The sequence below is a fragment of the Defluviimonas salinarum genome (assembly GCF_026013545.1).
GTDB lineage: Bacteria > Pseudomonadota > Alphaproteobacteria > Rhodobacterales > Rhodobacteraceae > Albidovulum > Albidovulum salinarum.
Genome location: NZ_JAPDOG010000019.1, coordinates 26,092 through 50,407, shown reverse-complemented (window position 1 = coordinate 50,407; position 24,316 = coordinate 26,092). Strand labels below are relative to the sequence as shown.

Genomic DNA, 24,316 nt, shown 5'->3' with positions numbered 1-24,316 from the left:
GCGGCCGCCTCAGGTACCACGTGCGGCCGGCCCGGCGTGGCTGTGCTCGTTGGCGACATCGGCGACCAGCCAGTCCGTGAACGCCCGGATCTTGCGGTCGCGTTCGCGGTCCGCCCGGTAGAGAACGGCCCATTCGCCGCGCGACCGCGCCACCAGATCGACCGGCAGCACGAGTTCGCGCCGCCTGAGCTCCTCTTCCGCGAAGGGGCCGTTGAGCATCGCGACCCCGGCCCCGGTGATCGCCATCTCGAGCGCCAGCGCATAGGTGTCGACCTTCGTGTAGCGCAGCGCAGGCACGTTCTCGACGCCCGCCGCGCGGAACCAGTCGCGCCAATCGTTGGGCGCCGAGGAAACCTCGATCAGCGGCAGGCCGAAGAGGTCAGCAGGCGTGACGACCGGGCTCAGGTCACCGAGGATCGACGGGCTGCAGACCGGGTAGAGCGTACCTTCGAAAAGCGTTCGCGCGCGCAAGCTCCCCGGCAAATCGCGGTCGAGATACATGATGGCGACATCGGTGTTCGTCTCGTCGAACCACCATTCTGTCCGCCGCGTGTTGAGTGAGAAGTTGATCTCGGGATGGGCGGCATGGAACCGCGACAGGCGCGGCGACAGCCAGCGGATCGCCACGGTAATGTAGGTCTCGATCCTGAGATCGGCGTCCGGGCCGTGCCGCCTTATGATCCCGGCCCCGGTCACCAGTGTCTCCAGCGCCTGCCGCGCGTAGTCGTAGAAGACCCGCCCCTCCTCGGTCAGCGCCACCGTGCGCCCCTCGCGCAGGAAGAGCGCGCAGCCGAGATCGTCCTCGAGCTGGCGGACCTGATGGCTGATTGCGACATGTGTCACGTTGAGCTCATCCGCGGCCTTGCGGAAGCTCAGGAGCCGCGCCGCCGCCTCGAAGCCCTTCAGCGCGTTGAGCGGTGGCAACGACCGGAAAGACAGCCGTCCAGTCAACTCCCGAGCCCCCCTTGAGCGGCCCGCGAATGCGGGCACCAGGACCGGTAACCTGTGCTTACCGATCGCCTAAAAACTATCAATTGTCTGGAACTGCGCCAGCCACACAATGCGGATGCGACACGAAACCACAGCGGGAAAGGGCGCCGCGATGAACCAGATGCAGGCGACGAGTTCAAGACGCGGCGGGCGCGAGGCGCGAAAGGCGCTACGGGCGGCACCGGGCGGACCGGACCATCGGCCGGTGCGCGGCGGGATGGAGAACCCGCGCCATTTCCGCCCGCTGAGCGAGACCGACATGGCGCGGATCCACGAGGCCGCGCTCGACGTGCTCGAAACCGTCGGGATCGGCGACTGCCTGCCCTCGACGGTCGATTATCTGACCCGGCTCGGCTGCATCTACCGCGACGGCCGCATCACCTTCCCCCGCGCCCTGGTCGAGGATTACATCCCTCGCATCAATCGCGACTTTCTGCTCGCCGGGCGTGATCCCCGGCACGACATGCACATGCAGGGCAGCCGCTTTTACTGTGGTACCGCCGGTGCGACGGTGAACATGGTCAACCCGCGCACCGGCGCCTATCGCGGCACCACGCTCAACGATCTTTACGACTGCTCGCGCCTCGTCGACACGCTCGACAACATCCACTTCTTCCAGCGCACCGTGGTCCCGCGCGAGATCGAAGACTTCTTCGAGATGGATTTCAACACCTGCTACGCGAGCCTCGCGGGTACCCAAAAGCATGTCGGCACCAGCTGGGGCGGCGTGCGCCAGCTCGAAGCCTCGCTCGAGGTGATGCATCTGCTCGCGGGCGGCGAGAAGCAGTGGCGCGAGCGCCCCTTCGTCTCGATGTCCTGCTGCTTCACCGTCTCGCCGCTGAAATGGGCGGCCGACAGCTGCCTGTGCCTCGAGACCGGCGCGAAGGCGGGAATGCCGATCATGCTCGTCTCGCTCGGCCAGGCCGGTGCCACCGGCCCCGCCGCGCTCGCCGGCAACGTCGTGATGATCCTCGCCGAACTGCTTGCCGGCATGATCTATGTCGATGCGGTCGCGCCGGGCAATCCGGTGATCCTCGGCTTCTGGCCCTTCGTGTCGGACCTCAGGACCGGGGCGATGTGTTGCGGCAGCGGCGAACAGGCGCTCCTGACATCGGCCTGCGGCCAGATGAGCCGGTACTACGGGCTGATCTCCGGGATCCCCTCGGGCATCGCAGACAGCAAGATGCCGGATGCGCAATCGGGCTACGAGAAGGCCATCAACCATGTCGTCACTGCCAATTCCGGCGCCAACCTGATGTACGAGGCGGGCGGCATGGTCGCCTCGCTCATGGGCTTCTCGCTCGAAAGCCTCGCGATGGACAACGACTCGGTCGGCGCGGCCCTGCGCACGGTGCGCGGCATCGACGTGAACGAGGACACCGTCTCGGTCGATGTCATCCGCGAGGTCTGCATGGGCGGCCCCGGCCACTTCCTCGCGCATGGCCAGACCATGAGCCTGATGGAGCGCGACTACGTCTACCCGAAGCTTGGCGACCGCATGAGCCCGAGCGAATGGGCCGAGAAGGGCAACCGAACCGCGCTCGACCGCGCCATCGACTATGTCGATTCGACGCTCGGCGCGCATTACCCGGAGTATGTTCCGCGTGCGATCGATGAACAGATCCGCGCGAAATACCCGGTCCGCTTGCCGCGCGAACGGATGCGCCCGAACGCGGACTGGCCGCGCAACCGGGGTTGAGCGGCGAGCCGGCACCGGCCGCGGTCAGTCCGCGGCCGGTCAGGCGGCCAGATGGATATTGAGTTCGGCGCCGAACTGAGCCTCCCCCAATCGAAATGGTCCGCCGTTAAGTTTAGGAAACGGAGGATCGAGATGGCTACGAAGCGACGCACAGTGCGCTGAATGACCGCCCGCCGGCCCCCGAAGCCATCGTCCCGATGAACCAGAGGCCGATCATGCACCAACACTCAAACCGGACCACTCAGGCGGAGCTGGTCAGATGAAGCTCGAAAGTCAGGCTTGGACATGATCCGCCGATCGCCATGCCGGCCCGCGGCGTCTGAAGGGCCGCAAATCGAGATCTGAACCTGGTTCGCACTTGATCACACGCCAATGAAGGCAAAAAGTACTTGCGTCACGGGCGACAACCAAAGAAGCGACTGCACAAGTGCGGCGGCTCTTCCGAGCAGCTTTCCCGATGCGGAATGGCTTCTGGCCGACAGGGGATAGGACGCTAACTGCTTCCGGGAGGCCCTGACAAACAAGGGTATCAAACCCTGTATCCCCGGAGGAAGTCTCGGGGAAAGTGCGTCAACAACAGCAAGCGCCTGTACAGACGTCGCAACCGGATCGAGATCATGTTCGGCCGCCTCAAGGAGTGGACGCGCGCGGCGACACGCTACGACGGATGCCCGAAGGTCTTTCTGTCCGCCGTCGTTTTCGCCGCAACCACCTTGTTCCGGCTATGACCAAGAACCAGCCCGGCCCTAGCATCCAGCGCAATGGTTGAACAACAGAAGCAAGGCCTCCCGCCGACAAATACGAAGGCGCACGAAGATCATGGGCCGCATCAGATCCCCGGTCAGCTGCGGCTCGTACTATCCGTCCAAGGTCAGTTTGCCGATCTGTCCCGCCCGAAGCGTCAACGCCTGTCCGCAGGATTCGGCCGCCGCGTTGACCGCTCGACCTTAGGCATCATCAGCAAGCCCGGCCGGACAAGCCCGCCATAATACCCTCGGCGAACGCGTGTCACCGGCACCTCCGCCACCGGGGGCGAGCGTCAAAACACAAGATGTTGCTTCTTCCGCATCATGGCGCCGCACATGACGCCGTCGGAGGGCGTGTCCGAGCCGCTGGCAAGAGCTAATTGACGGTCTCGGCAATCTGAAGCAGGCCGATCGGCGGGTATAGTTTGAGCTGCTTTGCCATTCCGAGATTGATGGTCACCGCGAAGTTGGTCATCCGGGCGACCGGAAGGTCTCCGGGCGTAACCCCCTCGACCAGGATGCGTTCGGCCTGCGCCCCCGCCAGACGGCCCACTTCGTAGTAGCGGGATGCCACGGACACCAGCGCGTCGCCGCTGACGACCATCGCTTCGTAGGGGCTGAGCACGGGAAGCGCCTGTTCGAGTGCGGCCTTGCGCAGTAGGGCTGAATTGTCGCGCAGGAAAGACGAGCTGCCGACATGGACGAAATCGACGCCCGCGGCCTTCAACTCTGCCATCTTCGGAGCGAGGTCTTCGGCCATCGGCGCGTTGTCGGCCCCCGCCGCGATTTCGAGCGCGGTGAACCCGATCCCCAGTTCCCGGGTCAGCGCCTCCAGTTCGTCGCGCTTGAGGACCGAGTTTTTCTCGTCGGTGTTGTAGAGCAATCCGAGGTGGTCGAAATCCGGCAGGTAGCCCCGTATCGTCTCCAGAGCCACGGTTTCAGGCATGCGGTTGTAGGTGCCGGTCAGGTTCGGACGGCCGGTCGCGTCGAGCGACGCCACGATCCCGGACCCGACCGGATCGGCAACGATCATGAAGATTTGCGGGATATCATGGTTGAAGGCCGGGTCATCCAGGTCATCGAGGGTTCCCGCGATTTCGCGCGTGACCGTGGTTCCCCAGGACACGATCAGGTCGGGGTCGAGCGACCGTGCCTCTTCGAATATGGCGGGCAGGGCCGCGGCCTCGGTCTTGGCGTCGCGCAGGACGAACGCCACGTCGATCCCGGCTTCGGTCAGGTAATCCTGGAATCCCTGGCAGGCTTCTTCGCATCCCCGCCAGGTCGCGATGAAGACGGTGTAATCGGACGCGGCGGCAGCGACCGGCAGTATGAGTGCGGCGCCGAGCCCCACGACAATCCGACGGCATAGCTCTTTCATACTGGCGCGCCCCGGTCCCGATCTCTGGAAAGCCCTAACACTATAGCAAACCCGAGACCGCCTGCCAAAGACACCCCGCCGAGGAGACCGAGCGTCGAGGAAGGGTCGGAACCGCCCAGCAGCAGTGCGCTCGCGGACAGGCCGGCCAGCGCCCCGGCACGCTCGCTGAAACGCAGCGCGCTCATCATGCGTCTGGACTTGCCCGCCAGTTCGACCGCGAGCGCGGTCATCGGCGCGCGGATCAGCGCGTGGCCGATTCCGCAGCCGGACACCAGCGCAAGGACGGCCCAGATATCACTCGCCGACCGGAAGTACAGCAGAATCACCCCGGCGAAGGCCGCCCCGGTCACGACGGGAACCGCCGTCCCGCCGCGGCCCTTCGCCAGCCCGTTCGCCAGAGGGCCGATCAGCGTCGACGCCAGATAATAGAGCATGATGATGCGCGCGACGTCGGCCGGCGGGTAGCCGCGTGCCGCCAGGCCAAGCGGCGCCAAGTACCAGATGAAGATCGCCGTCGTCGCGCTCGTCGGGATGGAGACGCAAAGCGTCAGCGACCAGAAGGCGAGTCCGTTCCCCCGTACCGCAGGGGCATCGGGCTGCGGCACCGGGCTTTGGGGCGCGGCCGGCTCCCCTGCCCGGCCGCGCATGGCCGAATAGGCGACACCGCCGGCGGTCAGTGCCATGAGCGCCCCCAAAAAAAGCGCGGCAGGGAAACCAAACCGCCCGCCGATCACGCCGCCGAGGACAGATCCACAGAAAGCGCCGCCGAAGATCATGCCGACGAAGGCACTGGAGGATTGCGACGCCTCTCGGGTGCTGCCGGCGCGGATCGTGTATTCCTGGCAGGCGATGGTCGCCAGCGCATAGAATATCCCGATGACCCCGCGCCACAGCGTCACCGCGACCAGCGAGTCGGCGATCGCCATCGACGCCAGCGCCACCGCCGTCGGAACCGCCGAGGCGACGAAGGCCCGGCGGGCTCCGAAGCGCCGTGACAAGGCGCCGCCGAAGGGCGAAAGGGCGGCGACCGCGATCAGGTAGACGCCAAGCGGAGCTGCTGCCGACAGCTCGCCTGACAGCCATGCCGGGCGCGCCGCGTCGCGGGCATAGATCGGAAGGAAGGACGCGGTGATTTCAGTTGCCGTGGCAAAGAGAAACAGCGCCAGCCGCACGTCATTGAAATCCGAGTACCGCATGCGCTGAAGGCGCATGGCCGACGCGACACCGGCTGCGCCGTCGCCCAAGGACTGCCGGAGAGCCGGCGGCAGCGCTTGCGCGCGGCGCGCCAGATCCTCGGCCTGCTCGTTCAGGCGCACGGCCGCGCGCCGGACACCGGAGACGCCCGTCGCGCGGATCGTCTGTGAGAAATCCCCCGCCATCTGTCCGGCCAGCAACCTCAGAACCCGCCCGTATGGCTTCCACACCGAGGCGGCGGCGACAACCAGCGCCAGCTCGACGCCCAGGAGCAGCGCGACGACGGCGAGGACCGAGACGTCCATGAACACGTCGCGCAACCGGGTTTCGACGAATTGCGGGCTGCCCACCACCTCAATCCGGCCGACCAGTTCGTTGCCGATCAACACCGGAAACGCGAACTGGACGGACCGGATCCCGGCGACGTCCGCCAGGCCCGAGCGTTGCAGGAGAGTCGGGGCCTCGTCGCGGGTTATTTCCGCGATGACGTTGTCGCCACCCTGAACGATCGTGATCCGGCTGATTTCGTCGAACTCGTTTATCGTTTCGCCGATGTAGGCTTCGAGCCCGCCGAGCGCCCGGAACGGAACCCCGAGGTCGAGCGTACGCTGGATTTCGCTGCTCAGGATCGAGCCGATGAGACGGGTGCGGTTTTCGAGTTCCGGCGCGATCGCCCGGTCGAACGCGGCCAGCGTCGCCATGCCGAACATCGCGACGACGGCCACCATGATCGCGGTGAGGATCGCGATCAGCCGGGCGCGCAGCAGGCCTGGCTCCGGCAGGGCCGTGCTCGCGCTCATGTCGGCCGCCCGGCCTCGAGGTGCCGGAGTTCGGCAACCGCGGAACGGTATTGATCGTAGGACTCGTCGAGATCGGCCCGCAATCCGCTCGCGGGCGCAGCTTCGTCCTCCCGGCGCCAGGTGTCGCGTTCGAAATCCGCGATCGCGGCGTCGACGCGATCGAAGGCCGAGATGATCCGCCGCAGGCCGATCCTCAGCAGCAGTCCGGCGGTCAGAGCGCCGAGCACGAAGATGCCGAGCACCGCGACGGAAAGCTCTGCCGCCATCGCCCACACCCTCGTCGTGCTGCCGCCGCGCGGATACAGAACCGCGATCCCGCCGGCCCAGTCGCTGGACGGCCCCGCGATGTTCACGCCGGCGATGAATCCGGACGCGATCTCGCCATGCCATTCCTGCGCGCCGATCATCCGCGCGCGCACGGCCGCGACCTCGGGCCCGTCGCCGGCTTCGCCGAGAGTCGCGTGGACGATTCCGCCCTCCCGGTCGAAGACGTAGATCGCCGAGATCCTGTCGTCCGACCGCCGCGCCCGCTCCAGGATTCCGACAGCGTTGCGAACGCTGGCGATCGGCAAACCGAGCCGCACGGCGGCCTGAAAGGGAGCGGCGGTTCGGTCGGCCAGCACGATGAGGCGCTCACCGACGAGGTCGGAATGGACGCGGCTGAACTGGAAGGTGGACAGAGCGAGGAACACCAGAAGGACCGCGAGCATCACGCCGGCAGCGGTCGCCCAAAGCCTCCAGAGAATAGCCATACCCCCCCCACCTATCACGTCATCGGACACCAACCGCATCGTTCAACAGATTCGAAAGACCGACAAGCACAAGAACCGGTCGCCTCCGCCGATACGGCGCCGGAATGATCCTCCCCAGTGAAGCGGTCCGCCGTTATGTTCAGGTATCCAGTCCCGGTACCTGGTGGATCGGGTCGACGATGAATCCGTCTGGGTCTGAAATCCAGACCCTGCAATTGCATTGGTAGGCGGCCAGGCCGCTGAGGGTCTTGAGCTTGCGGGCGAAGGTGTAGGCGGCCATGAAGTCGGCGCGATGGCCGCGCAACTGGTGGTGGCTCTCGTCGCGGTAGCGTTTGACGTTCAGCGGGGAAACGGCCCCCCGGATCGATTCCTGATCCGCCTCACTTTGTTGATCGTGCGGCTCATCCGCTCGACCTGGCCGTTCTCAGGGGACTTGATCCACTGGATCAAATCCGGATCCTTGAAACTCTACGGATGGTTCGGCTTGGTCAGCCGGCGCTCGGTCCCGTTTGCCTCGCAGATCATGTCGAAGAGCATCTGCCGTTAATGGATGGTGTAGCGGTTCCGGGGCCGGTCGGCGACCTGGATCCCCCTCGCCGTCGGGCACGAACCGATGGCGCCGAGATGGCTCGATCAGTCAGGAGCGTGTAGATCCGGAAGGGAACCCGCATCGAGCAGGTGCTCCAGGAACTTCCACGCCGTTCGCCGGTCGACCCCTTCGAAAAGTCGGGCGGGGCCCAACTTGCCGGTGCGGTCGATGGCGACGAAGAAGGATGGCTTCCCCTCGGCAGTCCGCACCTCTTGCCGGCGCTCAGTCGTGCTTGACAGGCTTAACCGGCCGGATAACTATACAGTAGTTCAGCAATGGTGTCTTCAATGGCCCGCCCCCCTCGCTTCGACTTGCTGTTCGGCCCTGTACGGATCGGTCCGAAAACCGCAAGGAACCGGTTTTTCCAGGTGCCGCATGCCTCTGGCATGACCAACGCGAATCCCCATGTCCGCGCCGCTTTCCGTGGCATGAAGGCCGAGGGCGGCTGGGCCGTCGTCTCGACCGGAGCTTGTTCGGTCCATCCGTCGTCCGACGACAGCCCGTTCCCCTTCGCCTCGCTCTGGGACGAGGCCGACATCCGCGCGCACCGTGTGATGACCGATGCGGTCCACGCCCACGGCGCGCTCGCGGCGGTGGAGCTCTGGCACGGTGGCGCGGCCGCGGTGAACCGAACAACGCGGCACGCACCGCTCTCGCCCTCAGGCGTGCCCTGGATGGCCACGCATGTGGGTTTCATGTCATCCGCCCGCCCCAGGGTCATGGACGCGGGCGATATCCGCAACCTGATCCGATGGCATGCCGAAGCGGCAAAACGGGCCGAACGTGCTGGCTTCGACATCCTCTACGTCTATGCCGGGATGGGCTATCTGCCCTACCAGTTCCTGCTTTCGGACTACAACCATCGCACCGACGCCTACGGCGGCTCGGTCCGGAACCGCGTCCGCCTGACCGAGGAGCTGATCGACGCGGTGCGCGAGGCGACCGGCGGGCGTTGCGCGGTTGCCTTGCGGGTTTCGCTCCAGGAACTTCGCTCGCGTCCGTCCGAAGTCGCGCCATCGGAAGCACACGAGGTGATAACGCATCTCAGCGACGCGCCCGACCTCTTTGACGTCAAGATGGACTATTCGGCCACGGATTGCTCGCCCTCGCGGTTCACGCCCGAGGGCAGTCACGAGCCCATGGTCGATTTCGTCAAGACCCTGACCGCCAAGCCCGTCGTCGGCGTCGGGCGTTTCACCTCGCCCGACACGATGGTCTCGATGGTCCGGCGCGGCGTCCTCGACTTCATCGGCGCGGCGCGGCCGTCGATCGCCGATCCGTTCCTGCCCAGGAAGATCGAGGAGGGGCGCGAGGACGACATCCGCGAATGTATCGGATGCAACATCTGCATCTCGTCCTGGCATGACGGGGTATGGGTCCGCTGCACCCAGAACCCGACGGCGGGAGAGGAATGGCGGCGCGGCTGGCATCCGGAGATTGTCCGAAGGGACGCCGGGGGGTCGGTCCTGATCGTCGGCGGCGGCCCCGCCGGGCTCGAGGCGGCGCTGACGCTTGGCCGCCGAGGCTTTCGCGTGACGGTCGCGGAGGCACAGCGCGACTTCGGCGGCAGGCTCTTGTGGGAAAGCCGGCTCCCGGGTTTGCGGCAATGGTTCAGGGTCGTCGACTACCGTCTTGGCCAGCTTCGGAAGCTGCCGGGAGTGGCGCTTCATGTCGAAAGCCGTATGGAGGCCGCCGACGTGCGGGACTTCGGCGCCGATCACGTGGTCATAGCCACCGGCGCGCGCTGGACTGCGAACCTCTGCGGCGCGAATGAGATTCCGGCGGGATCCCTCGTCGGCCCCCGTGTCTACACCCCGGACGACATCGCGGCCGGCGCAGAGATCGAAGGCCCCGTCGCGGTCTTCGACTTCGACAACTACTACATGGGGTCGGCCGTCGCCGAGCATCTGGCGGCGCGGGGCCTCGACACGACCTATGTCACAAGCGCCGGAAGCGCCCAATCCTGGGGCGTCATGACGAACGAACAGCCGCTCGTGCATCAGGCATTCCTCAAGGCCGGGATCGCGTACCGGACCCTTGAGATCGTCGAGGCTTTCGACGGGGAGACGCTGTCGCTCGCCCAGATATTCACGGGTGAACGGCGGCAGATCGCCGCGCGCGCCCTCGTCGTGGTCGGCCAGCGCGCAGGGGGCTCGGCGCTCTACGATGCGCTGGCCGGGACCGGGGAGCCGAAATCGCTGGTCCTCACGGGCGATGCCAACGCGCCCGGCGCCATCGCGCATGCGGTCTATCAGGCCCACCGCGCGGCGCGTGAACTTGCCGCGGCAGCACCACGGATCCGCCGCGATGCGCCTTTCGCAATGCGCGATCTCGACGCCTGCGGGGAGGCCGCGCAGTGACCGCCCGCACCCGCCGCAGGAGCCGGAATGGCGCGGCTCGCATGCCGCAGCCGGGATTTGGCCAGCGGCGGCGTCCATATGTACCCGTCGAGGTGCTGAGCGCCGATCAGGTCGCGGCGATACACCAGGCCGGGCTCGACATCCTCGCCCGCTTCGGCATGCGCGTGCTCGACGGTGCGGCTCGCGCGCTTTATCGCGACGCAGGCGGCGAGGTTGCCGATGACGTGGTGCGGCTCGATCCGGGGCTGGTCGCCGAACACCTGTGCACCGTGCCGAAACGCTTCACGCTCCATGCCCGCAATCCTGCGCATGATGTGACCGTTGGCGGCGATGTCTGCGTCTACACCTCGGTCGGCGGGCCGGCCTATGTGATGGACAACGACCGGGGGCGGCGCGACGGGACTTTCGCCGAGATGTGCGATTACATGCGGCTCGTCCAGGTCCTGAACGTGATCCACCAGGAGGGCGGCGGGCCCTTCGAGCCGATGGACCTGCCCGCGCATACCCGGCACCTGGACATCTACCGCGCCCAGATCGGGCTGCTCGACAAGACCTGGCAGGGCCAGACGCTCGGCCGCGCGCGCACGATGGACGGGATCGAGATGGCGGCGATCGCGCTCGGCACGACGCCGGAGGGGCTGGCGGAACGCCCAGCGCTCGTCGGAGTCATCAATACCAACTCGCCGCTGCAACTCGACGTGCCGATGGCCGAGGGGCTGATCGCGATGGCCGAGCACGGGCAGGCGCTGGCGATCACGCCCTTCACATTGGCAGGCGCGATGGCGCCCGTGACGCTCGCGGGCGCGCTGGCGCAGCAGCATGCCGAGGCGCTGGCGGGGATCGTGCTCACCCAGATCGTCCGCCCCGGCGCGCCGGTCCTTTACGGCGGTTTCACGTCGAATGTCGACATGCGCTCCGGCAGCCCGGCCTTCGGAACGCCCGAGTATGTCAAGGCCGCACAGGCCTCGGGCCAGCTGGCCCGCCATGTCGGCGTGCCGTTCCGGTCTTCGAATGTGACGGCCGCGAACGAGGTCGACGCGCAGGCGACCTATGAGAGTCAGATGGCGCTCTGGGGCGCGCTCATGGGCGGGGCGCATCTTCTGGAGCATGGCGCGGGCTGGCTGCATGGCGGGCTGACGGCCAGTTTCGAGAAGCTGATCCTCGACGCCGAGCTTTTGATGATGATGGACGCCTATTTCTCGCCCATCGACACCTCGCCCGAGGCCCTCGCGCTGGACGCGATCCGCGAGGCGGGGCCGGGAGGCCATTTCTTCGGCACCGCACACACGATGGAACGCTACGAGACCGCGTTTCATGCGCCCCTTCTGTCGAACTGGGACAGCTACCCGACCTGGCTCGAACGCGGCGGCATCGACGCGCGGACCCGCGCGAATGCGGTCTGGAAGGCGCTTCTGTCCGAATACGAGGAACCCGCGCTCGACCCCGCCGTGGCCGAAGCGCTCGACGCCTATGTCTCCCGGCGCAAGGAAGCCGGCGGCGCACCGATGAACTGAGGGAACCATGACGACGATCCGACACACATTTCCCCACGAGGTCGAGATCGTCGAGAACATCTTCGTGCCGATGCCCGACGGCACGCGCCTTGCTGCGAAGCTCTGGCGGCCGAAGGGCGTGGGGCCGGTGCCCGCGATCCTCGAATACCTGCCCTACCGCAAGCGCGAGGGAACGCGCGGCCGCGACCAGAAGATGCACGCCTGGCTTGCCGGTCACGGCTATGCCTGCCTCAGGCTGGACATTCGCGGCACCGGGGATAGCGAGGGGCTGATCGAGGACGAGTACACCGAATGCGAGATCCTCGATGGCTGCGACGCCATCGGCTGGATTGCCGGGCAGGATTGGTGCGACGGCCAGGTCGCGATGTACGGCATCTCCTGGGGCGGCTTCAACGGCCTCCAGATCGCGGCGCGGCGCCCGCCCGCCCTGAAGACGATCATCACCGTGGGCTCGACCGACGACCGTTACGCGACGGACGTCCACTATGTCGGCGGCTGCCTCAGCAAGGACAATTTCGACTGGTCCGCGACGATGCTGGCCCATAACGACCTGCCGCCGGACCCTGAGATCGTGGGCCCCGCCTGGCGCGACATGTGGCAAGCACGGATGAGGGCCAACTCGCCGTGGATCCTGCACTGGCTGTCGCATCAGCGCCGCGACGCCTACTGGCAGCACGGCTCGGTCTGCGAGGATTTCTCGGCGATCACCATCCCGGTTCTTGCCGTCTCGGGCTGGGCCGACAACTACTCCGAAAGCGTGCCCCGGCTCCTCGCCGGCCTGTCCGGACCCCGGCGCGGGTTGATCGGCCCCTGGGCACATTCCTTCCCGCATGATGTCACGGTCGAGCCCGCCATCGGCTGGCTGCAGGAAGTCCGGCGCTGGTGCGATCACTGGATGAAGGGCGCGCCGGGCGGGATGGTGGACGACCCCATGTACCGGGTCTGGATGCAGGAGAGCGTGCCGCCCTCGACCTGCTATCTCGAACGCCCCGGCCGCTGGGTTGCCGAGGCGGAATGGCCCTCGCCGCGTATCATGCACCAGACGCTGCACCTCAACCCGGACGGTCGGCTCGCGGCCACCGCCGAGGGGGTGGACGAAATGCCGGTCTGCTCGCCGCTCTGGGTCGGGCTCGCTGCCGGAGAGGTCGGGCGATACGGCGAGGACGCCGAGTGGCCGACCGACCAGCGCGAGGACGATGGCGGCTCGCTCGTCTTCGCGACCGAGCCGCTGCCCGAGCGCACCGAGATCCTCGGCGCGCCACAGCTTCACCTGCGGTTCTCCTGCGACAAGCCGATGGCGCTGGTCGCGGTTCGGTTGAACGACGTCTGGCCTGACGGTCGGTCCACCCGTGTGACGCTCGGCTGCCTGAACCTGACCCATCGCGACAGCCACGAGCACGCTGCGGCTCTGGAGCCCGGGCGGATCTACGATGCGGTCATCAACCTTGACGACATCGCCCATGCCTTCCCGGAGGGTCACCGGATCGCGGTTTCGCTTTCGACAACCTACTGGCCGATCTGCTGGCCGTCGCCCGAACTGGCCACGCTGACCGTTCGGACCGGAGAGACCTGGCTTGATCTGCCCGTCCGCCCAACCGATCCCGCCGATGCCGCCTTGCGATCCTTCGCCCAGCCCGAGATGGCCGCGCCGACGCCCTCTGTCGACCTAAATGCCGGGTCCGCCGCCCGCCGATCCGTCACCCGCGATCTCCTTAGCGGAGAGATGGTCGTCGACTTTCCGCGATGGACCTACGCGCGCGAGATGCCGGATATCGGCCAGACCGTCACCTCCGACGCTTTCGCCCGTTACCGCATCGCCGACGGCGATCCGCTCTCGGCCAGTTGCGAGACCGGGGCCAACGTTGTCATCCAGCGCAAGGATGGCGCCTTTGGTCATCACTCGACGGGCCGGCTCACCTGCGATGCCACCCATTTCCGGGTCGAGACCTCGCTTCGGATCACCGAAAACGGCGCGACACTTTTCGAGCGCCAATGGGACGAGAGGATCCCGCGCGACCATGTGTAAGAGGGGGCAACAAGCCGGGACATGCTGAGATACGCCGTCAAGCGCGTCGCCCTCGCTATCGTGATCCTGTTCACGGTGATGCTGGCGATGTACGCGATGGTGTTCCTCGTGCCGGGCGATCCGGCGGCCCTTGCCCTCGGGCCGCGGGCGACGCCGGAGCTGAAGGCACTGCTGCGCGAACGGATGGGGCTCGATGAGCCGGTGCTGATGCAGGTCTGGCACTTCTTCCACAACGCCGCGACCGGCGATCTCGGCTATGACGTCTGGTCGAAGCGCCCGGTCCTCGACCAGATCCTCGAATTCTTCCCCAACACGCTCGTTCTCGGTGTCACCGCACTCGGCTGGGCAGTGGTGCTCGGCATCGCGCTTGGCTGCGCAGCAGTCGTCTGGCGCGGCACTGTGACCGACCGGCTTCTCGGCATCCTGTCGGTGGGGCTGATCTCGGTCCCCGCTTTCGTCGTCGCGATCTACGCGATCCTGATCTTTGCCGTCTGGCTGCGCTGGCTGCCCGCGATCGGCGCGGGCACGCCGGGTGATATCGGCAGCCAGCTGCGCGCGCTGGTCCTGCCGGCCTTCGCGCTCGGCATCGGCTGGGTCGGCTACCTCGCACGGCTCGTGCGCGCCTCGCTCCTCGAGGTGATGGGCGAGAACTACATCCGCACCGCCCGCGCCTTCGGGCTGCCCGAACGCAAGGTCGTCTTCCGCTATGCGCTGCGTGTCGCGATCATCCCGACGATCGCGCTTCTCGCCGTCGGTCTCGGCTCGATCCTGTCGAGCGCGGTCTTCGTCGAAACGGTCTTTGGCCGGCCCGGAATCGGGACGCTCATCACCGGCGCGGTACAGAAGCGGAACTATCCCGTCGTCATGGGTACGGTCCTCTTCATGACCGCCTTCTACCTCTTCATCGTCACCGCCGCCGATCTCCTGATCGCGCGGCTCGATCCGAGGGTGCGCGATGTCTTCCGGCAGTAGATTCCGGGTGCTTCGCGCCCTTCTTGCCGACCCTATGGGGGCACTCGGTCTTGGCCTTGTCCTGCTCTTCGTCGCGATGGCGCTGTTCGCGCCCTGGGTCGCGCCCGCCGACCCCATCAGGCTGAACGTGGTCGAGAAGTTCCAGCCGCCGTCGCTCGCGCATCTCGCGGGCACCGATCAACTCGGCCGGGACCTCCTGTCGCGGATCATCTTCGGGGCGCGAACGGCCTTGTCGATCGCGCTGACCTCGGTCGGGCTCGCCGGGCTCGGCGGGCTGATCCTCGGCATGATCGCGGGCTTCGGGCCGCGTTGGCTCGACGCCGTGCTGGTCCTGATGTTCGACTCGATGTCGTCGCTGCCGATGATCATGTTCGCGCTCGCCGTCATCACCATCGTCGGCCCCGGTACCGGGACGCTGATCCTCGTCGTCGTCCTCGTCTCGATCCCGGCCTATGCGCGGCTCATACGGGCGCAGACGCTGAGCCTCGTGGGGGCGGACTTCATCGTGGCCGAACGCGCGATGGGGGCATCTTCGGCGCGCATCCTGTTCCGCCACCTCCTGCCGAATGTCATCGGCCCGCTCGTCATCCTCCTGTCGATGGACGTGCCCGTGGTCATCATGCTTGAGGCGGGGCTGTCCTACCTCAACCTCGGCGTGCGGCCGCCGACGCCGTCCTGGGGCAACATCCTCTACGACGGCTACACCTCGATCCGCTCGGCGCCCTACATGGTCCTGATCGCAGGCCTGCCGCTGGTGCTTTCCGCGCTCGGCTTCACCTTCCTCGGCGAGGGTCTGCGCGACGCGCTCGACCCCAAGCTCAAGCGGGGTGAGCAATGATGAGCGAACCGGTCCTCTCGGTCGAGAACCTGTCGCTTCGCTACCGGGTGCCGGGCGGCGCCATTGCGGCCCTGAGGAACGTGAGTATCGCTGTCCGGCAGGGCGAGGTTCTGGGGATTGCCGGCGAAAGCGGCTGCGGCAAGTCGACGCTTGCGGCGGCGATGATCGACCTTGTGGGAACGAATGCGGAAGTGACATCCGGGGTCGTTCGCCTGAACGGGCGCGACATCCTCGCCCTGTCACCGGTGGACCGGAGACGGCTTCGCGGCCGCGAGATCGCGATGGTCTTCCAGGACCCGATGACCGCATTCAGCCCGGTCCTGACCGTCGGCGCGCAGCTTGTCGACTTCCAGTTCAACCTCGACGGCTTGGCGGGCCGCGAGAAATGGCGCCGCGCGCGCGACATGCTGGCGCGGGTGGGGCTTTCCGACCCCGACCATGCGATGGGCCGGTTTCCCCATGAACTCTCGGGCGGAATGCGACAGCGGGCGGCCATCGCGGCGGCGCTTCTGATGCGGCCGTCGGTGCTGATCGCGGACGAGCCGACGACCGCGCTCGACGTCACGATGGAAGCGCAGATCGTTCATCTGCTGCGCCAGTTGCAGGCCGACTATCGCTGCGCCATCGTCATCGTCACCCATCATCTTGGCGTGATCGCGGAGCTATGCGACCGGGTGGCGGTGATGTATGCCGGCGAGGTCGTCGAGGAAGCACCGGTCGACGCCCTCTTTCACGATCCCCGCCACCCCTATACCCGCGCGCTCCTCGCCTGCGACCCGGCACGGATCGAGGCGGCGACGGGCCGGCTTCCCGCGATCGGCGGGCGGCTGCCGGATCTGTCCAGCCCGCCCACCGGTTGCAGCTTCGCCGACCGCTGCGGGATCGCGACGGACCGCTGCCGGGCGGCACCGCCGCCACGCGTAGGGCTCGGTCCGGACCGCAACGCGCTGTGCCATGAGGTGGCGCCATGACGGTGCTGCTGTCGATCCGCGACCTTGACGTGGACCTGGGGCGAGGCGGCTGGTTCGCAGACGCGGCGCCGCTCAACATCCTTTCGGGCGTGTCGCTCGACCTCATGCCGGGCGAGACGCTGGGCCTGGTCGGCGAAAGCGGATCGGGCAAGACGACGCTTGCCCGCGCGGTCCTGGGGTTACAGCCGGTGAGCGGCGGGAGGCTCTGGTTCGACGGGGCCGAACTGACCCGGCCCGCCGATTTCCGCGCCATACGGCGAAGGGCGGCGCTGATGTTCCAGGACGCGACGGCCTCGCTTTCACCGCGCATGACCGTGGGCGAGGCGGTGACCGAGCCCTTCGCGATCCACCGTATCGCGGTGAGGAACCGCCACGACAAGGCCGCGGAGCTTCTGGCCGAAGTCGGCCTGCCGCCAGAGATGGCCGCGCGGTATCCGCACGAACTGTCCGGCGGTCAGGCGCGGCGGGTGGGCGTGGCCCGCGCGCTGGCGCTGAAGCCGGCGCTGGTGATCGCGGATGAGCCCACAGCGGGGCTCGATGTCTCGGTGCAGGCGGATATCCTCAACCTCATGGCCGACCTCAAGGAACGGCACGGGCTGAGTTATCTGATCATCACCCACAACCTCGCGCTCGTCCGCCATGTCGCCGACCGTATCGCCGTCCTCTATCTCGGGCGCCTGGTCGAGACGGGGCCGACCCGCGCGATCTTCGCCGATCCGCGCCACCCCTACACGCGAAGCCTGATCGCGGCTGAGCCGAAGCCTGATCCCCGCAAGCGCCGTGCCGATCTGGCGATCCGGGGCGAGATCCCGAGCATACTGCGCCGCCCGGCGGGCTGCGAGTTCCACACCCGCTGCCCGCTCGCCCGGGAGATCTGCCGCGTCGAGCCGCCCGCGCTCGGCGACATCGGCCGGGGCCGCTCTGCGCGCTGCCATTTTGCCGAAACGATGACAGAGGGAGGAAGACATGAACTGGAACACAGATAGACGGAAATTCCTGAAGCTTGCCGGTGCCGGCCTGGTCGCCGCCGCCGCCTCGCCGCATTTCGCCTGGGCGGCCGAGGGCGACACGCTCCGCATCCGCGTGACCTCCGATTTCCAGGTACTCGACCCGTGGGGCATCATCGGTGAACTGGACGAGATCATCCCGCGCTGCACGCAGGTATCGCTTGTGCGGATGGGCGACATGCGCGCGGGCAACCAGTGGGAACTCTACGCCGCGGAAAAGCTCGAATGGCTCGACGGCACGCGGCTCGCCTTCACGCTGCGGGAGGGGCTGGTCTGGACTGGCGACCACGGGCCCGTGACTGCCCATGACGTCAAGTTCTCCTATGAGCGAATCGCCGGGTCCGACAGCGCCTGGGCCTATCAGTTCGAGAAGCTGAAGGAGGTCGAGGTCATCGACGACCGGAACGGCGTCATCCACCTGACCGAGGCGTTTGCGCCCTTCATCGTCATCGCCATGCCCTATTACGGCGGTCATATCGTCTGCAAGGCAGCGGTCGAAGCCGTGGGCGGCCAGTACACGACGGAGATCCCGGCACAGTGCGGACCGTACCTGTTGGACAGCTGGGAGCAGCAGCAAAAGGTAACATTGGTGCCGAACCCGGCCTGGGCCGGAGAGAAACCTGACTTCTCGACGGTCGAAATCTACATCGTCACCGATGACCAGGCGGCTCAGCTTGCCTACGAGGCCGATGCCTTCGACTACACCCGGCTCGCGCCCGCCGCGGTCAAGCAGCTGAAGGAGGCGATGCCCGAAGGCGCGGCGCTGATCGAGGCGGAATCGACGCGGTACGTCTGGCTGACCATCAACCAGAACGCCGAACCCCTGAAGGACATCCGCGTGAGGCAGGCGATCCAGTACGCCTATGACAGCGACGCGGTGCTTCAGGGCGCCTATGACGGGCTTGTCGGACGCTCGGCCGGGGTGGTCCAGCCCGGCACCGCCTTCGCGCGCGAAAAGAACATCATCGACACGCGCGATGTCGAGAAGGCCAAGGCGCTTCTGGCCGAGGCCGGCGCGGAGGGGCTGACGCTGAACCTCGTGACGCAGACCGACTCGACCTCTCAGACGATCGCCCAGATCATTCAGGCAAGCCTTGCCGAGGCAGGGATCACCATCGTCATCCAGCCGACCGAGGATGCCGCTTACTGGGCCTTGGGCGACAAGACCGCAGGAGACGACTACCTCTCGCTGGAACTGGTGCTGCAGAGCTTTGCAGGCGGCGTCGACCCGACCGAGAACCTCGTCTGGTTCCGCCCGGACCAGATCGGCGTCTACAACTGGACCTTCTTCGACAGCGCCGAATACGAGGAGCTCTACCAGAAGTCGCTGATCGAACAGGACACCGACAAGCGCAGGGCGATGTTCAACCGGATGGAGGACCTGATGGAGGAATCCGGCGACTTCGTCTTCATCTGCTTCGAACCCCTGGTGGCGATCCACGACGCGAACCTCAGCCCGGTCATACTTTCGGACGGGCATCCCGATCCGGTAAGGTTCACGAAGATCTGACATCCCGTGCGGTGGCGTCCAGCGATGGGCGCCACCCCTGCCAAGGATCCCCGATGAAGCAGAAGTCGCCAGCACCGAGATACGTCCGCATGACCAGCGAGGAGCGCCGCGCCGCGCTGATCGAGGCGGGCCTCGCCTGCATGGCGCGTGGCGGCATCCAGGAGTTCACGGTTGACAAGATCTGTGCCGAGGCGGGCGTGTCCCGCGGCCTGATCAGCCACCACTTCGGCTCGATGAACGCGCTGCTGGCGGCGGTCTACGCGACCATGTACGACGGCTCCACCAGGCTCACCCGGGACCCAGCACCGGGCGAGACGCGGCTTTCGGCCCTGCTTGATGCCTTCTTCGCACCCGAGGTCTTCAACCGGGAAGCGTTCAACATCTGGCTCACGCTCTGGGGGCAGATCTCGCTCAACCCGGATCTCGGCGCCGAGCATCGGGTGCAATATGCCCGCTATGTCGGAGACGTCGCCGAGGCGATCCGCGAAGTCGCCAGGACCAGGGGGCGCAACACGGATGCCAACGCCCTCGCCCGATCGTTCGTCTGCCTTGTCGATGGGCTCGGTATCCAGCACTGCATCGAACCCGCGTCCATGCCTGCAAAAGACGCGAAGGCGGCCTGCCGATTGTTCCTTGAGCCGCATCTCGGCGACTTTTGAACGCGGCAGGCCCGGTCACCCTGGCTGCCGAGTGGCGCCAACACCCGCGCATTGCCGGTCCCCTGTCCTGTGGTCGGTGTTCCTCGGCCATGAGTGGGTTACCGCTCGCCGCCCCCCCCGAAGCCATCGCCCCGATGGACCAGAGGCCGATCATGCACCAACACACAAACCGGGCGGCAGTGTCCCAGGGTTCTCTAATCGCCTTGGTCAAGTGCTGATCTCGCAGCGTTTTATCCTGCGCGCCGGGCTCCAGGAACTCCTTCGACCACGAGTAGGACAGGCTCTGGGCAATCCCCTCGCGCCGGCAGAGCTCGGCGATGCTCTCCTCGCCGCGCAGACCCTCCAGCACGACCCTGATCTTCTCCTCAGCTGAATGGTGCTTCCGGGTCTCGCGGCGGATGTCCTTCACGACCTGTTCGGCCGGAAGCTTCGGTGTTCCGGATTTCTGTCTCATCTCCACTCCTTGGCGGTTACGATGAGCCAGAAATCCTCCGTTGCGCAATCACGTCAAAATGGCCCACAGGCGCTGACGGCGGACAAGCGAAGGGGCTGGCCCTGGCAATTTCCGGTCGCGACGCGGATGCGCTTGAACGGGCGCGGCTTGCCGTATCCCTGGCACCAGTCGATGGGCATGTCCTCGATCTTGCCGGAATGATCGCCATACTGGCCGGAGCACCCGACTTGGCCGCGGACGTGTCAGACCCAACTCGCGAGCGGCATGGCGTCGGCCGATTCGGCGCGCGCAGCATCTGGGGTGTCTCGCAGTTGATGCTCGGCGATGATCGAACAGTGATCACGGCCTTCTCAGGCGCCGTCGCCGCCGGCTCATCGGTCAGCCCGCCATCGCTACTCTTCCAGGCTGTCGCACATCATCGGCTCGGAGAATACGAAAAGGCGCCTAACCTGATCGACGAACTCAGCGCAACATGGCCTAATTTTCCGGTCCGCTTTCTTGTAGAGCGAGTTCTCCGCGACGCCGCACCCGTCGAGCGAGACATCCTCGAAGCGCTGGACTCGTATGGCTTCGTCGGTCCCCAAACCGATTGAGCCGTTTATGGGGAACGCGTCTGAACCGGCTTGTCGAAAGCACCGTAAACACCGTCGTCGGCAAGCGCTGTGGCAAATGTCGGCAGATGCGCTGGCCAATACGCGGCGCTCACCTCATGCTGCAAACCTGCACCCGAGCACTCGACGGAGCTCTCCGCCAGAAATTTCAACGGTAGTATCCGGGGATAAGGTCCGTAACCAAAATCTGCCAGGCCGCCTCGCTGCCGATCATGCGGGACCTGTCGTCATTTGAGTTGAGCGCGGGGCATCAAAATGGCGGGCTGTTTGGACGGCTCGAAGGACGGATACGGCTAGTTGATTTCGTGACATCATACCAGATTTGGGATGCTGTCAAACGCCGGCAACAAGACGGCATGGGCACGGGTAGCCTGCACTGACTGATCCAGTTTGATTGTTAGTGCATCATAGGCCTGGTTTCCATCGTCACGATCGTCTCGGGAGTCGGCGGGCGATGTCGGCCACGCTTGCCGGTCGGTGGTGGTCGCCATGTCATCTCTGGATCAAACCAGATCGAAGGCGATCCGCGCCGCTTCAACGCGTTCGCGGGTTCACTCGAACCGGTAGCGTGAACCGCTCACTGTAAGCCGACCAGTTCGTGGTCTTGTACTTCGTAGGGGCCCAACTGCTCATACCATCCAGCTATCCTACTGGATCCATGCGGTGAATTCCTCAGCCGATCTGTGCAACAAGGCCGTGCGGGAGGATAGAAAGAAACACGCCCGAAGGCGGGTTTCCATTGCGAGGCGCCGGTCACGCCGCCGTAGGCAGTTCCCGTTTGAACCCTGCAACCCAGCGCTGGTTCGCCTTCATCGATCGGTTGAGGTCGAGGTGGATGTTCTGCACCTCCCCCATCGTCCAGTCGAGTCCCGCCAGCCGGTCGGTCAGTGCGAAGAACTCTGACGACAGCGAATCCCGTAGCGCCGGATAGTCGACCAACGTGCCTGCGGTGACCGCATCCGCCAGGATCTCGGCGTCGCGGAGAGCGTCGCTTATGCCGTGCGCGCTGATCGGATCGCGGAAATAGCCGGCATCGCCAACGAGCGCCCAGCCCGGTCCCGCCGATTGGCGGAAGAAACCGGGAAGGCCGGAGAAGAGGACGGGAACGCTTGTCGCATCCGCGCCCGCAAGATCGTCGGCCAGTGCGGGCACGAAGCGGCTGGCGATCTTTTCCAGGTTCCGCGGGCCCGCCTTTCGCACTTCGGCCTGCAGCTCGGGCGGCAAGCCGACAAAAACGCAGGAAAGCCCGTCGTTCGTCGGTATCACCCCGCCTGCGGCGCCGGGCGCGAAATGCCAACGGTAGCCGCGATTGGGCAGGCCGCGCACATACTGGTAGAGGCAGGAAATGGTATTCTGCGCCGTCCGCGTCACCTGCGCCCCCGCGGCCCGCGCAACCGACGACCGGCGACCGTCCGCCCCGATCACGAGAGGCGCGCGCACCTCCCTGATTATACCTGAGGGCGTCCGGACCTTCGCACCGATCACACGGCCCTGATCGTCGGTGACGAAGCCCGTGAATCCGGTTCCGTATCGCAGTTCGGCCCCGGCGACCGCGGCTGCCTCGGCAAGCGTCACGTCCAGCAGCGTGCGGCGCGGCGCGTAGAGCGCAGCGATCCCTTCCTCGTCCTTCAGGTCGATGTCGAGCGCCTCGCCGTCGTAGATGAAACTCGTCCGCCGCACCGCGGGCGTTCCCGCGCCGACGATCGCGTGGAGGAGCCCCCATTTGCGCAGCTGGAACACGCCCGCGCGCATGAGCGCATGGGTCGACATCGTGTCGGTTCCAGGCTGATCATGATCGACGACAAGCACCTTGGCGCCCCGTCGCGCCAGAAGCATGGCTGTCGAAGCTCCGGCGCAACGGGCGCCGACAATGATGGCATCATACGCGGTGTTTCCGAAATCGCGGGTCATGGTAACCTCTCATGCTGCAATACGTTTCGAGTTGCTCAAATGTGTCGCGACGGCCTCTGCTATGGCCTCGGCGTCGCGGCCAGCGCCGTAGATGAAGGCCGAACTGCGGTGCCGCATGAACGGCAGACCGAGCGCGAAGAGGCCCGGTTCTGGCGTGACGCCGCCGGCGTGCAGGATTTCCCCCTGAGAACTGAGGACGGGCAGTCGCAACCACGGATAGGCCCGGCGGAAACCGGTGGCCCAGACGACGGTTCTGATACCGGCGGCCTGCAAGTCCGTCTGGGACGGGCCATCGCCCAAGACCGCTGGCCGCAACCAGGCCTCCGGACTTTGCGGGGCGAGGAAGCCCATCTCGGAGATGAACTGGTCGATCATGGACAAAAGCCGGTGCAGCCGCGCCTCTGCTTCGTCGACAGTTTCCCGAAGAGAGCCGGCAAAACGAACCTTTCCTGACGACACGCCGAGCGCACGACCGGCGATGGTCACGCCTTGCGCGCTCAGCCGATCAAGGCCGACCTCCTTCCCGTCCTCGCTGCCGGTCAACTGGAACGACGGCAGCCCCTGAAGACGTTTGTTCGAGATCGCAGGATCGCGCGGCTCGTAGAGGAAACCGGTTCGGTCGAGCCAGTCTACGAAGTCCCGCCCCCGATAGCGGCGCGGCGCGCGGACATGACGTCCGACCGCGATTGTGACCGGCCGGCCGGACGCGTGTATCTCCCCCGCAAGCTGGACGCCCGAGGCGGACGCACCGACGACCAGAACGCCGCCCTCATCGAGCGTGTCAGGTCCGGTATAGTCGCGGGCGCTGATCTGGCGGATGCTGCCTGGCAGCCCGTGGGCCCAGGCCGGGACTGCCGGTTGATCGCAGGCGCCGGTCGCGACGACGACCGCGCGGGTCGAAAAGTCGCCTGTCGTGGTTTGGACGAGAAAGTGTCCCTCCACGCGCGTGACCGATAGCACCTCGCACCCGGTCTGGACCGGCGCACCGAACCCGTGCCCGTAGCGATCCAGCAACCCGGCGAAATCGCTCGCCCGCATGAAGCCATCCGGCTCGGACAGCCTTCCGAGGCCGGGCAGTCGGGTCATGGAGTTCGGCGACAGTAGCCTCAGCCCCGGCCAGCGTTCAGAGAACCAGCGTTCACCAACGCGGCCGCGTTCGAGTACGACGTGGTCGATACGCTTTTCGGTCAGGCAATGGCTTAGCGCCAGTCCGGCATGCCCTGCACCCATGATGATCGTATCCACGCGAAGTGGCATGTCGTGTTTCCATGGTTTTGCCAGCCCTCCTTGCTGCGCGCGTGTTTCAGGCGAGTTGCGCGCCGCGGAGGAAAGGGT

20 protein-coding genes and 3 pseudogenes are annotated in these 24,316 nt (G+C 66.4%); 15 read left to right on the top strand and 8 right to left on the bottom strand.

Annotation, left to right across the window (positions count from 1 at the left end):
* Positions 1–9: 9 nt before the first annotated feature.
* On the bottom strand, positions 10–924 hold the full coding sequence (locus tag OM960_RS18075) for a LysR substrate-binding domain-containing protein (RefSeq protein WP_263339658.1): 915 nt from the start codon (positions 922–924) through the stop codon (positions 10–12).
* 178 nt (positions 925–1,102) lie between these two features.
* On the opposite strand from OM960_RS18075, the gene OM960_RS18070 reads away from it, so the two are divergent.
* On the top strand, positions 1,103–2,689 hold the full coding sequence (locus OM960_RS18070) for a trimethylamine methyltransferase family protein (RefSeq protein ID WP_264772928.1): 1,587 nt from the start codon (positions 1,103–1,105) through the stop codon (positions 2,687–2,689).
* A 408-nt stretch (positions 2,690–3,097) separates the two neighbouring features.
* A pseudogene (locus OM960_RS18065) lies at positions 3,098–3,417 on the top strand (transposase); the annotation flags it as partial.
* A gap of 394 nt (positions 3,418–3,811) precedes the next feature.
* On the opposite strand, the gene OM960_RS18055 reads toward OM960_RS18065, so the two are convergent.
* From OM960_RS18055 to OM960_RS18040, 4 genes are all read right to left on the bottom strand, one after another.
* Positions 3,812–4,813 carry an ABC transporter substrate-binding protein gene (locus OM960_RS18055; RefSeq protein ID WP_264772927.1) on the bottom strand — a complete coding sequence of 334 codons (1,002 nt, stop codon included), beginning with the start codon at positions 4,811–4,813 and terminating at the stop codon, positions 3,812–3,814.
* Entirely contained in the window at positions 4,810–6,807 is a 1,998-nt protein-coding gene (locus tag OM960_RS18050; protein WP_264772926.1) for an MFS transporter, read from the bottom strand. Before OM960_RS18050 ends, OM960_RS18055 begins: the two co-directional genes overlap by 4 nt.
* Positions 6,804–7,559, bottom strand: a complete 756-nt coding sequence (locus tag OM960_RS18045) for a hypothetical protein (RefSeq protein ID WP_264772925.1) — start codon at positions 7,557–7,559, stop codon at positions 6,804–6,806. The genes OM960_RS18050 and OM960_RS18045 overlap by 4 nt, the downstream gene beginning before the upstream one ends.
* Before the next feature lie 139 nt (positions 7,560–7,698).
* Positions 7,699–7,839 carry a hypothetical protein gene (locus OM960_RS18040; protein ID WP_263339667.1) on the bottom strand — a complete coding sequence of 47 codons (141 nt, stop codon included), beginning with the start codon at positions 7,837–7,839 and terminating at the stop codon, positions 7,699–7,701.
* A gap of 12 nt (positions 7,840–7,851) precedes the next feature.
* On the opposite strand from OM960_RS18040, the gene OM960_RS18035 reads away from it, so the two are divergent.
* From OM960_RS18035 to OM960_RS17990, 10 genes are all read left to right on the top strand, one after another.
* A complete protein-coding gene (locus tag OM960_RS18035; RefSeq protein ID WP_264772924.1) occupies positions 7,852–8,106 on the top strand; it encodes a hypothetical protein in 255 nt (84 codons plus the stop codon).
* 317 nt (positions 8,107–8,423) lie between these two features.
* On the top strand, positions 8,424–10,508 hold the full coding sequence (locus OM960_RS18030; RefSeq protein ID WP_354003564.1) for an oxidoreductase: 2,085 nt from the start codon (positions 8,424–8,426) through the stop codon (positions 10,506–10,508).
* Positions 10,505–12,022, top strand: a complete 1,518-nt coding sequence (locus tag OM960_RS18025; RefSeq protein WP_264772922.1) for a trimethylamine methyltransferase family protein — start codon at positions 10,505–10,507, stop codon at positions 12,020–12,022. Before OM960_RS18030 ends, OM960_RS18025 begins: the two co-directional genes overlap by 4 nt.
* A gap of 7 nt (positions 12,023–12,029) precedes the next feature.
* On the top strand, positions 12,030–14,048 hold the full coding sequence (locus tag OM960_RS18020) for a CocE/NonD family hydrolase (RefSeq protein ID WP_264772921.1): 2,019 nt from the start codon (positions 12,030–12,032) through the stop codon (positions 14,046–14,048).
* 21 nt (positions 14,049–14,069) lie between these two features.
* Positions 14,070–15,020: an ABC transporter permease gene (locus OM960_RS18015; protein ID WP_264772920.1), complete on the top strand. Its 951-nt coding sequence runs from the start codon at positions 14,070–14,072 to the stop codon at positions 15,018–15,020.
* A 7-nt stretch (positions 15,021–15,027) separates the two neighbouring features.
* Positions 15,028–15,858 carry an ABC transporter permease gene (locus tag OM960_RS18010; protein WP_264772919.1) on the top strand — a complete coding sequence of 277 codons (831 nt, stop codon included), beginning with the start codon at positions 15,028–15,030 and terminating at the stop codon, positions 15,856–15,858.
* Positions 15,858–16,829 carry an ABC transporter ATP-binding protein gene (locus tag OM960_RS18005; RefSeq protein ID WP_264772918.1) on the top strand — a complete coding sequence of 324 codons (972 nt, stop codon included), beginning with the start codon at positions 15,858–15,860 and terminating at the stop codon, positions 16,827–16,829. Before OM960_RS18010 ends, OM960_RS18005 begins: the two co-directional genes overlap by 1 nt.
* Positions 16,826–17,815 (top strand): ABC transporter ATP-binding protein, encoded by a 990-nt coding sequence (locus OM960_RS18000; protein ID WP_264772917.1) that lies wholly within the window; start codon positions 16,826–16,828, stop codon positions 17,813–17,815. The genes OM960_RS18005 and OM960_RS18000 overlap by 4 nt, the downstream gene beginning before the upstream one ends.
* Positions 17,796–19,346, top strand: a complete 1,551-nt coding sequence (locus OM960_RS17995; RefSeq protein ID WP_264772916.1) for an ABC transporter substrate-binding protein — start codon at positions 17,796–17,798, stop codon at positions 19,344–19,346. Before OM960_RS18000 ends, OM960_RS17995 begins: the two co-directional genes overlap by 20 nt.
* A gap of 53 nt (positions 19,347–19,399) precedes the next feature.
* A complete protein-coding gene (locus tag OM960_RS17990) occupies positions 19,400–20,005 on the top strand; it encodes a TetR/AcrR family transcriptional regulator (RefSeq protein ID WP_264772915.1) in 606 nt (201 codons plus the stop codon).
* 241 nt (positions 20,006–20,246) lie between these two features.
* Here OM960_RS17990 and OM960_RS17985 read toward each other — a convergent pair.
* A pseudogene (locus OM960_RS17985) lies at positions 20,247–20,459 on the bottom strand (transposase); the annotation flags it as partial.
* 21 nt (positions 20,460–20,480) lie between these two features.
* Here OM960_RS17985 and OM960_RS17980 point away from each other — a divergent pair.
* From OM960_RS17980 to OM960_RS17970, 3 genes and pseudogenes are all read left to right on the top strand, one after another.
* Complete coding sequence (locus OM960_RS17980) at positions 20,481–20,660, top strand: hypothetical protein (protein ID WP_263339696.1); 180 nt, start codon at positions 20,481–20,483, stop codon at positions 20,658–20,660.
* Complete coding sequence (locus OM960_RS17975; RefSeq protein ID WP_263339698.1) at positions 20,657–21,052, top strand: tetratricopeptide repeat protein; 396 nt, start codon at positions 20,657–20,659, stop codon at positions 21,050–21,052. Before OM960_RS17980 ends, OM960_RS17975 begins: the two co-directional genes overlap by 4 nt.
* A 2-nt stretch (positions 21,053–21,054) precedes the next feature.
* Positions 21,055–21,228: pseudogene (locus tag OM960_RS17970) on the top strand (ISKra4 family transposase); the annotation flags it as partial.
* A gap of 595 nt (positions 21,229–21,823) precedes the next feature.
* Here OM960_RS17970 and OM960_RS17965 read toward each other — a convergent pair.
* Positions 21,824–22,981, bottom strand: coding sequence for an NAD(P)/FAD-dependent oxidoreductase (locus tag OM960_RS17965; RefSeq protein WP_264772914.1), 1,158 nt, complete (start codon positions 22,979–22,981; stop codon positions 21,824–21,826).
* Between the two features lie 9 nt (positions 22,982–22,990).
* Positions 22,991–24,226 (bottom strand): flavin-containing monooxygenase, encoded by a 1,236-nt coding sequence (locus tag OM960_RS17960; RefSeq protein ID WP_264772913.1) that lies wholly within the window; start codon positions 24,224–24,226, stop codon positions 22,991–22,993.
* Between the last annotated feature and the right edge of the window lie 90 nt (positions 24,227–24,316).

What these genes read in the sequence shown, in the direction of transcription:
- OM960_RS18040 (WP_263339667.1), bottom strand. Translation starts at nt 7,839, where the DNA reads ATGGCCGCCTACACCTTCGCCCGCAAGCTCAAGACCCTCAGCGGCCTG.
- OM960_RS17990 (WP_264772915.1), top strand. Translation starts at nt 19,400, where the DNA reads ATGAAGCAGAAGTCGCCAGCACCGAGATACGTCCGCATGACCAGCGAG.
- OM960_RS18015 (WP_264772920.1), top strand. Translation starts at nt 14,070, where the DNA reads ATGCTGAGATACGCCGTCAAGCGCGTCGCCCTCGCTATCGTGATCCTG.
- OM960_RS18005 (WP_264772918.1), top strand. Translation starts at nt 15,858, where the DNA reads ATGAGCGAACCGGTCCTCTCGGTCGAGAACCTGTCGCTTCGCTACCGG.
- OM960_RS17980 (WP_263339696.1), top strand. Translation starts at nt 20,481, where the DNA reads ATGAGCCAGAAATCCTCCGTTGCGCAATCACGTCAAAATGGCCCACAG.
- OM960_RS18000 (WP_264772917.1), top strand. Translation starts at nt 16,826, where the DNA reads ATGACGGTGCTGCTGTCGATCCGCGACCTTGACGTGGACCTGGGGCGA.
- OM960_RS17975 (WP_263339698.1), top strand. Translation starts at nt 20,657, where the DNA reads ATGATCGCCATACTGGCCGGAGCACCCGACTTGGCCGCGGACGTGTCA.
- OM960_RS17995 (WP_264772916.1), top strand. Translation starts at nt 17,796, where the DNA reads ATGAACTGGAACACAGATAGACGGAAATTCCTGAAGCTTGCCGGTGCC.
- OM960_RS18035 (WP_264772924.1), top strand. Translation starts at nt 7,852, where the DNA reads ATGGCCGCGCAACTGGTGGTGGCTCTCGTCGCGGTAGCGTTTGACGTT.
- OM960_RS17965 (WP_264772914.1), bottom strand. Translation starts at nt 22,981, where the DNA reads ATGACCCGCGATTTCGGAAACACCGCGTATGATGCCATCATTGTCGGC.
- OM960_RS18045 (WP_264772925.1), bottom strand. Translation starts at nt 7,559, where the DNA reads ATGGCTATTCTCTGGAGGCTTTGGGCGACCGCTGCCGGCGTGATGCTC.
- OM960_RS18055 (WP_264772927.1), bottom strand. Translation starts at nt 4,813, where the DNA reads ATGAAAGAGCTATGCCGTCGGATTGTCGTGGGGCTCGGCGCCGCACTC.
- OM960_RS18030 (WP_354003564.1), top strand. Translation starts at nt 8,424, where the DNA reads ATGGTGTCTTCAATGGCCCGCCCCCCTCGCTTCGACTTGCTGTTCGGC.
- OM960_RS18020 (WP_264772921.1), top strand. Translation starts at nt 12,030, where the DNA reads ATGACGACGATCCGACACACATTTCCCCACGAGGTCGAGATCGTCGAG.
- OM960_RS18070 (WP_264772928.1), top strand. Translation starts at nt 1,103, where the DNA reads ATGAACCAGATGCAGGCGACGAGTTCAAGACGCGGCGGGCGCGAGGCG.
- OM960_RS18050 (WP_264772926.1), bottom strand. Translation starts at nt 6,807, where the DNA reads ATGAGCGCGAGCACGGCCCTGCCGGAGCCAGGCCTGCTGCGCGCCCGG.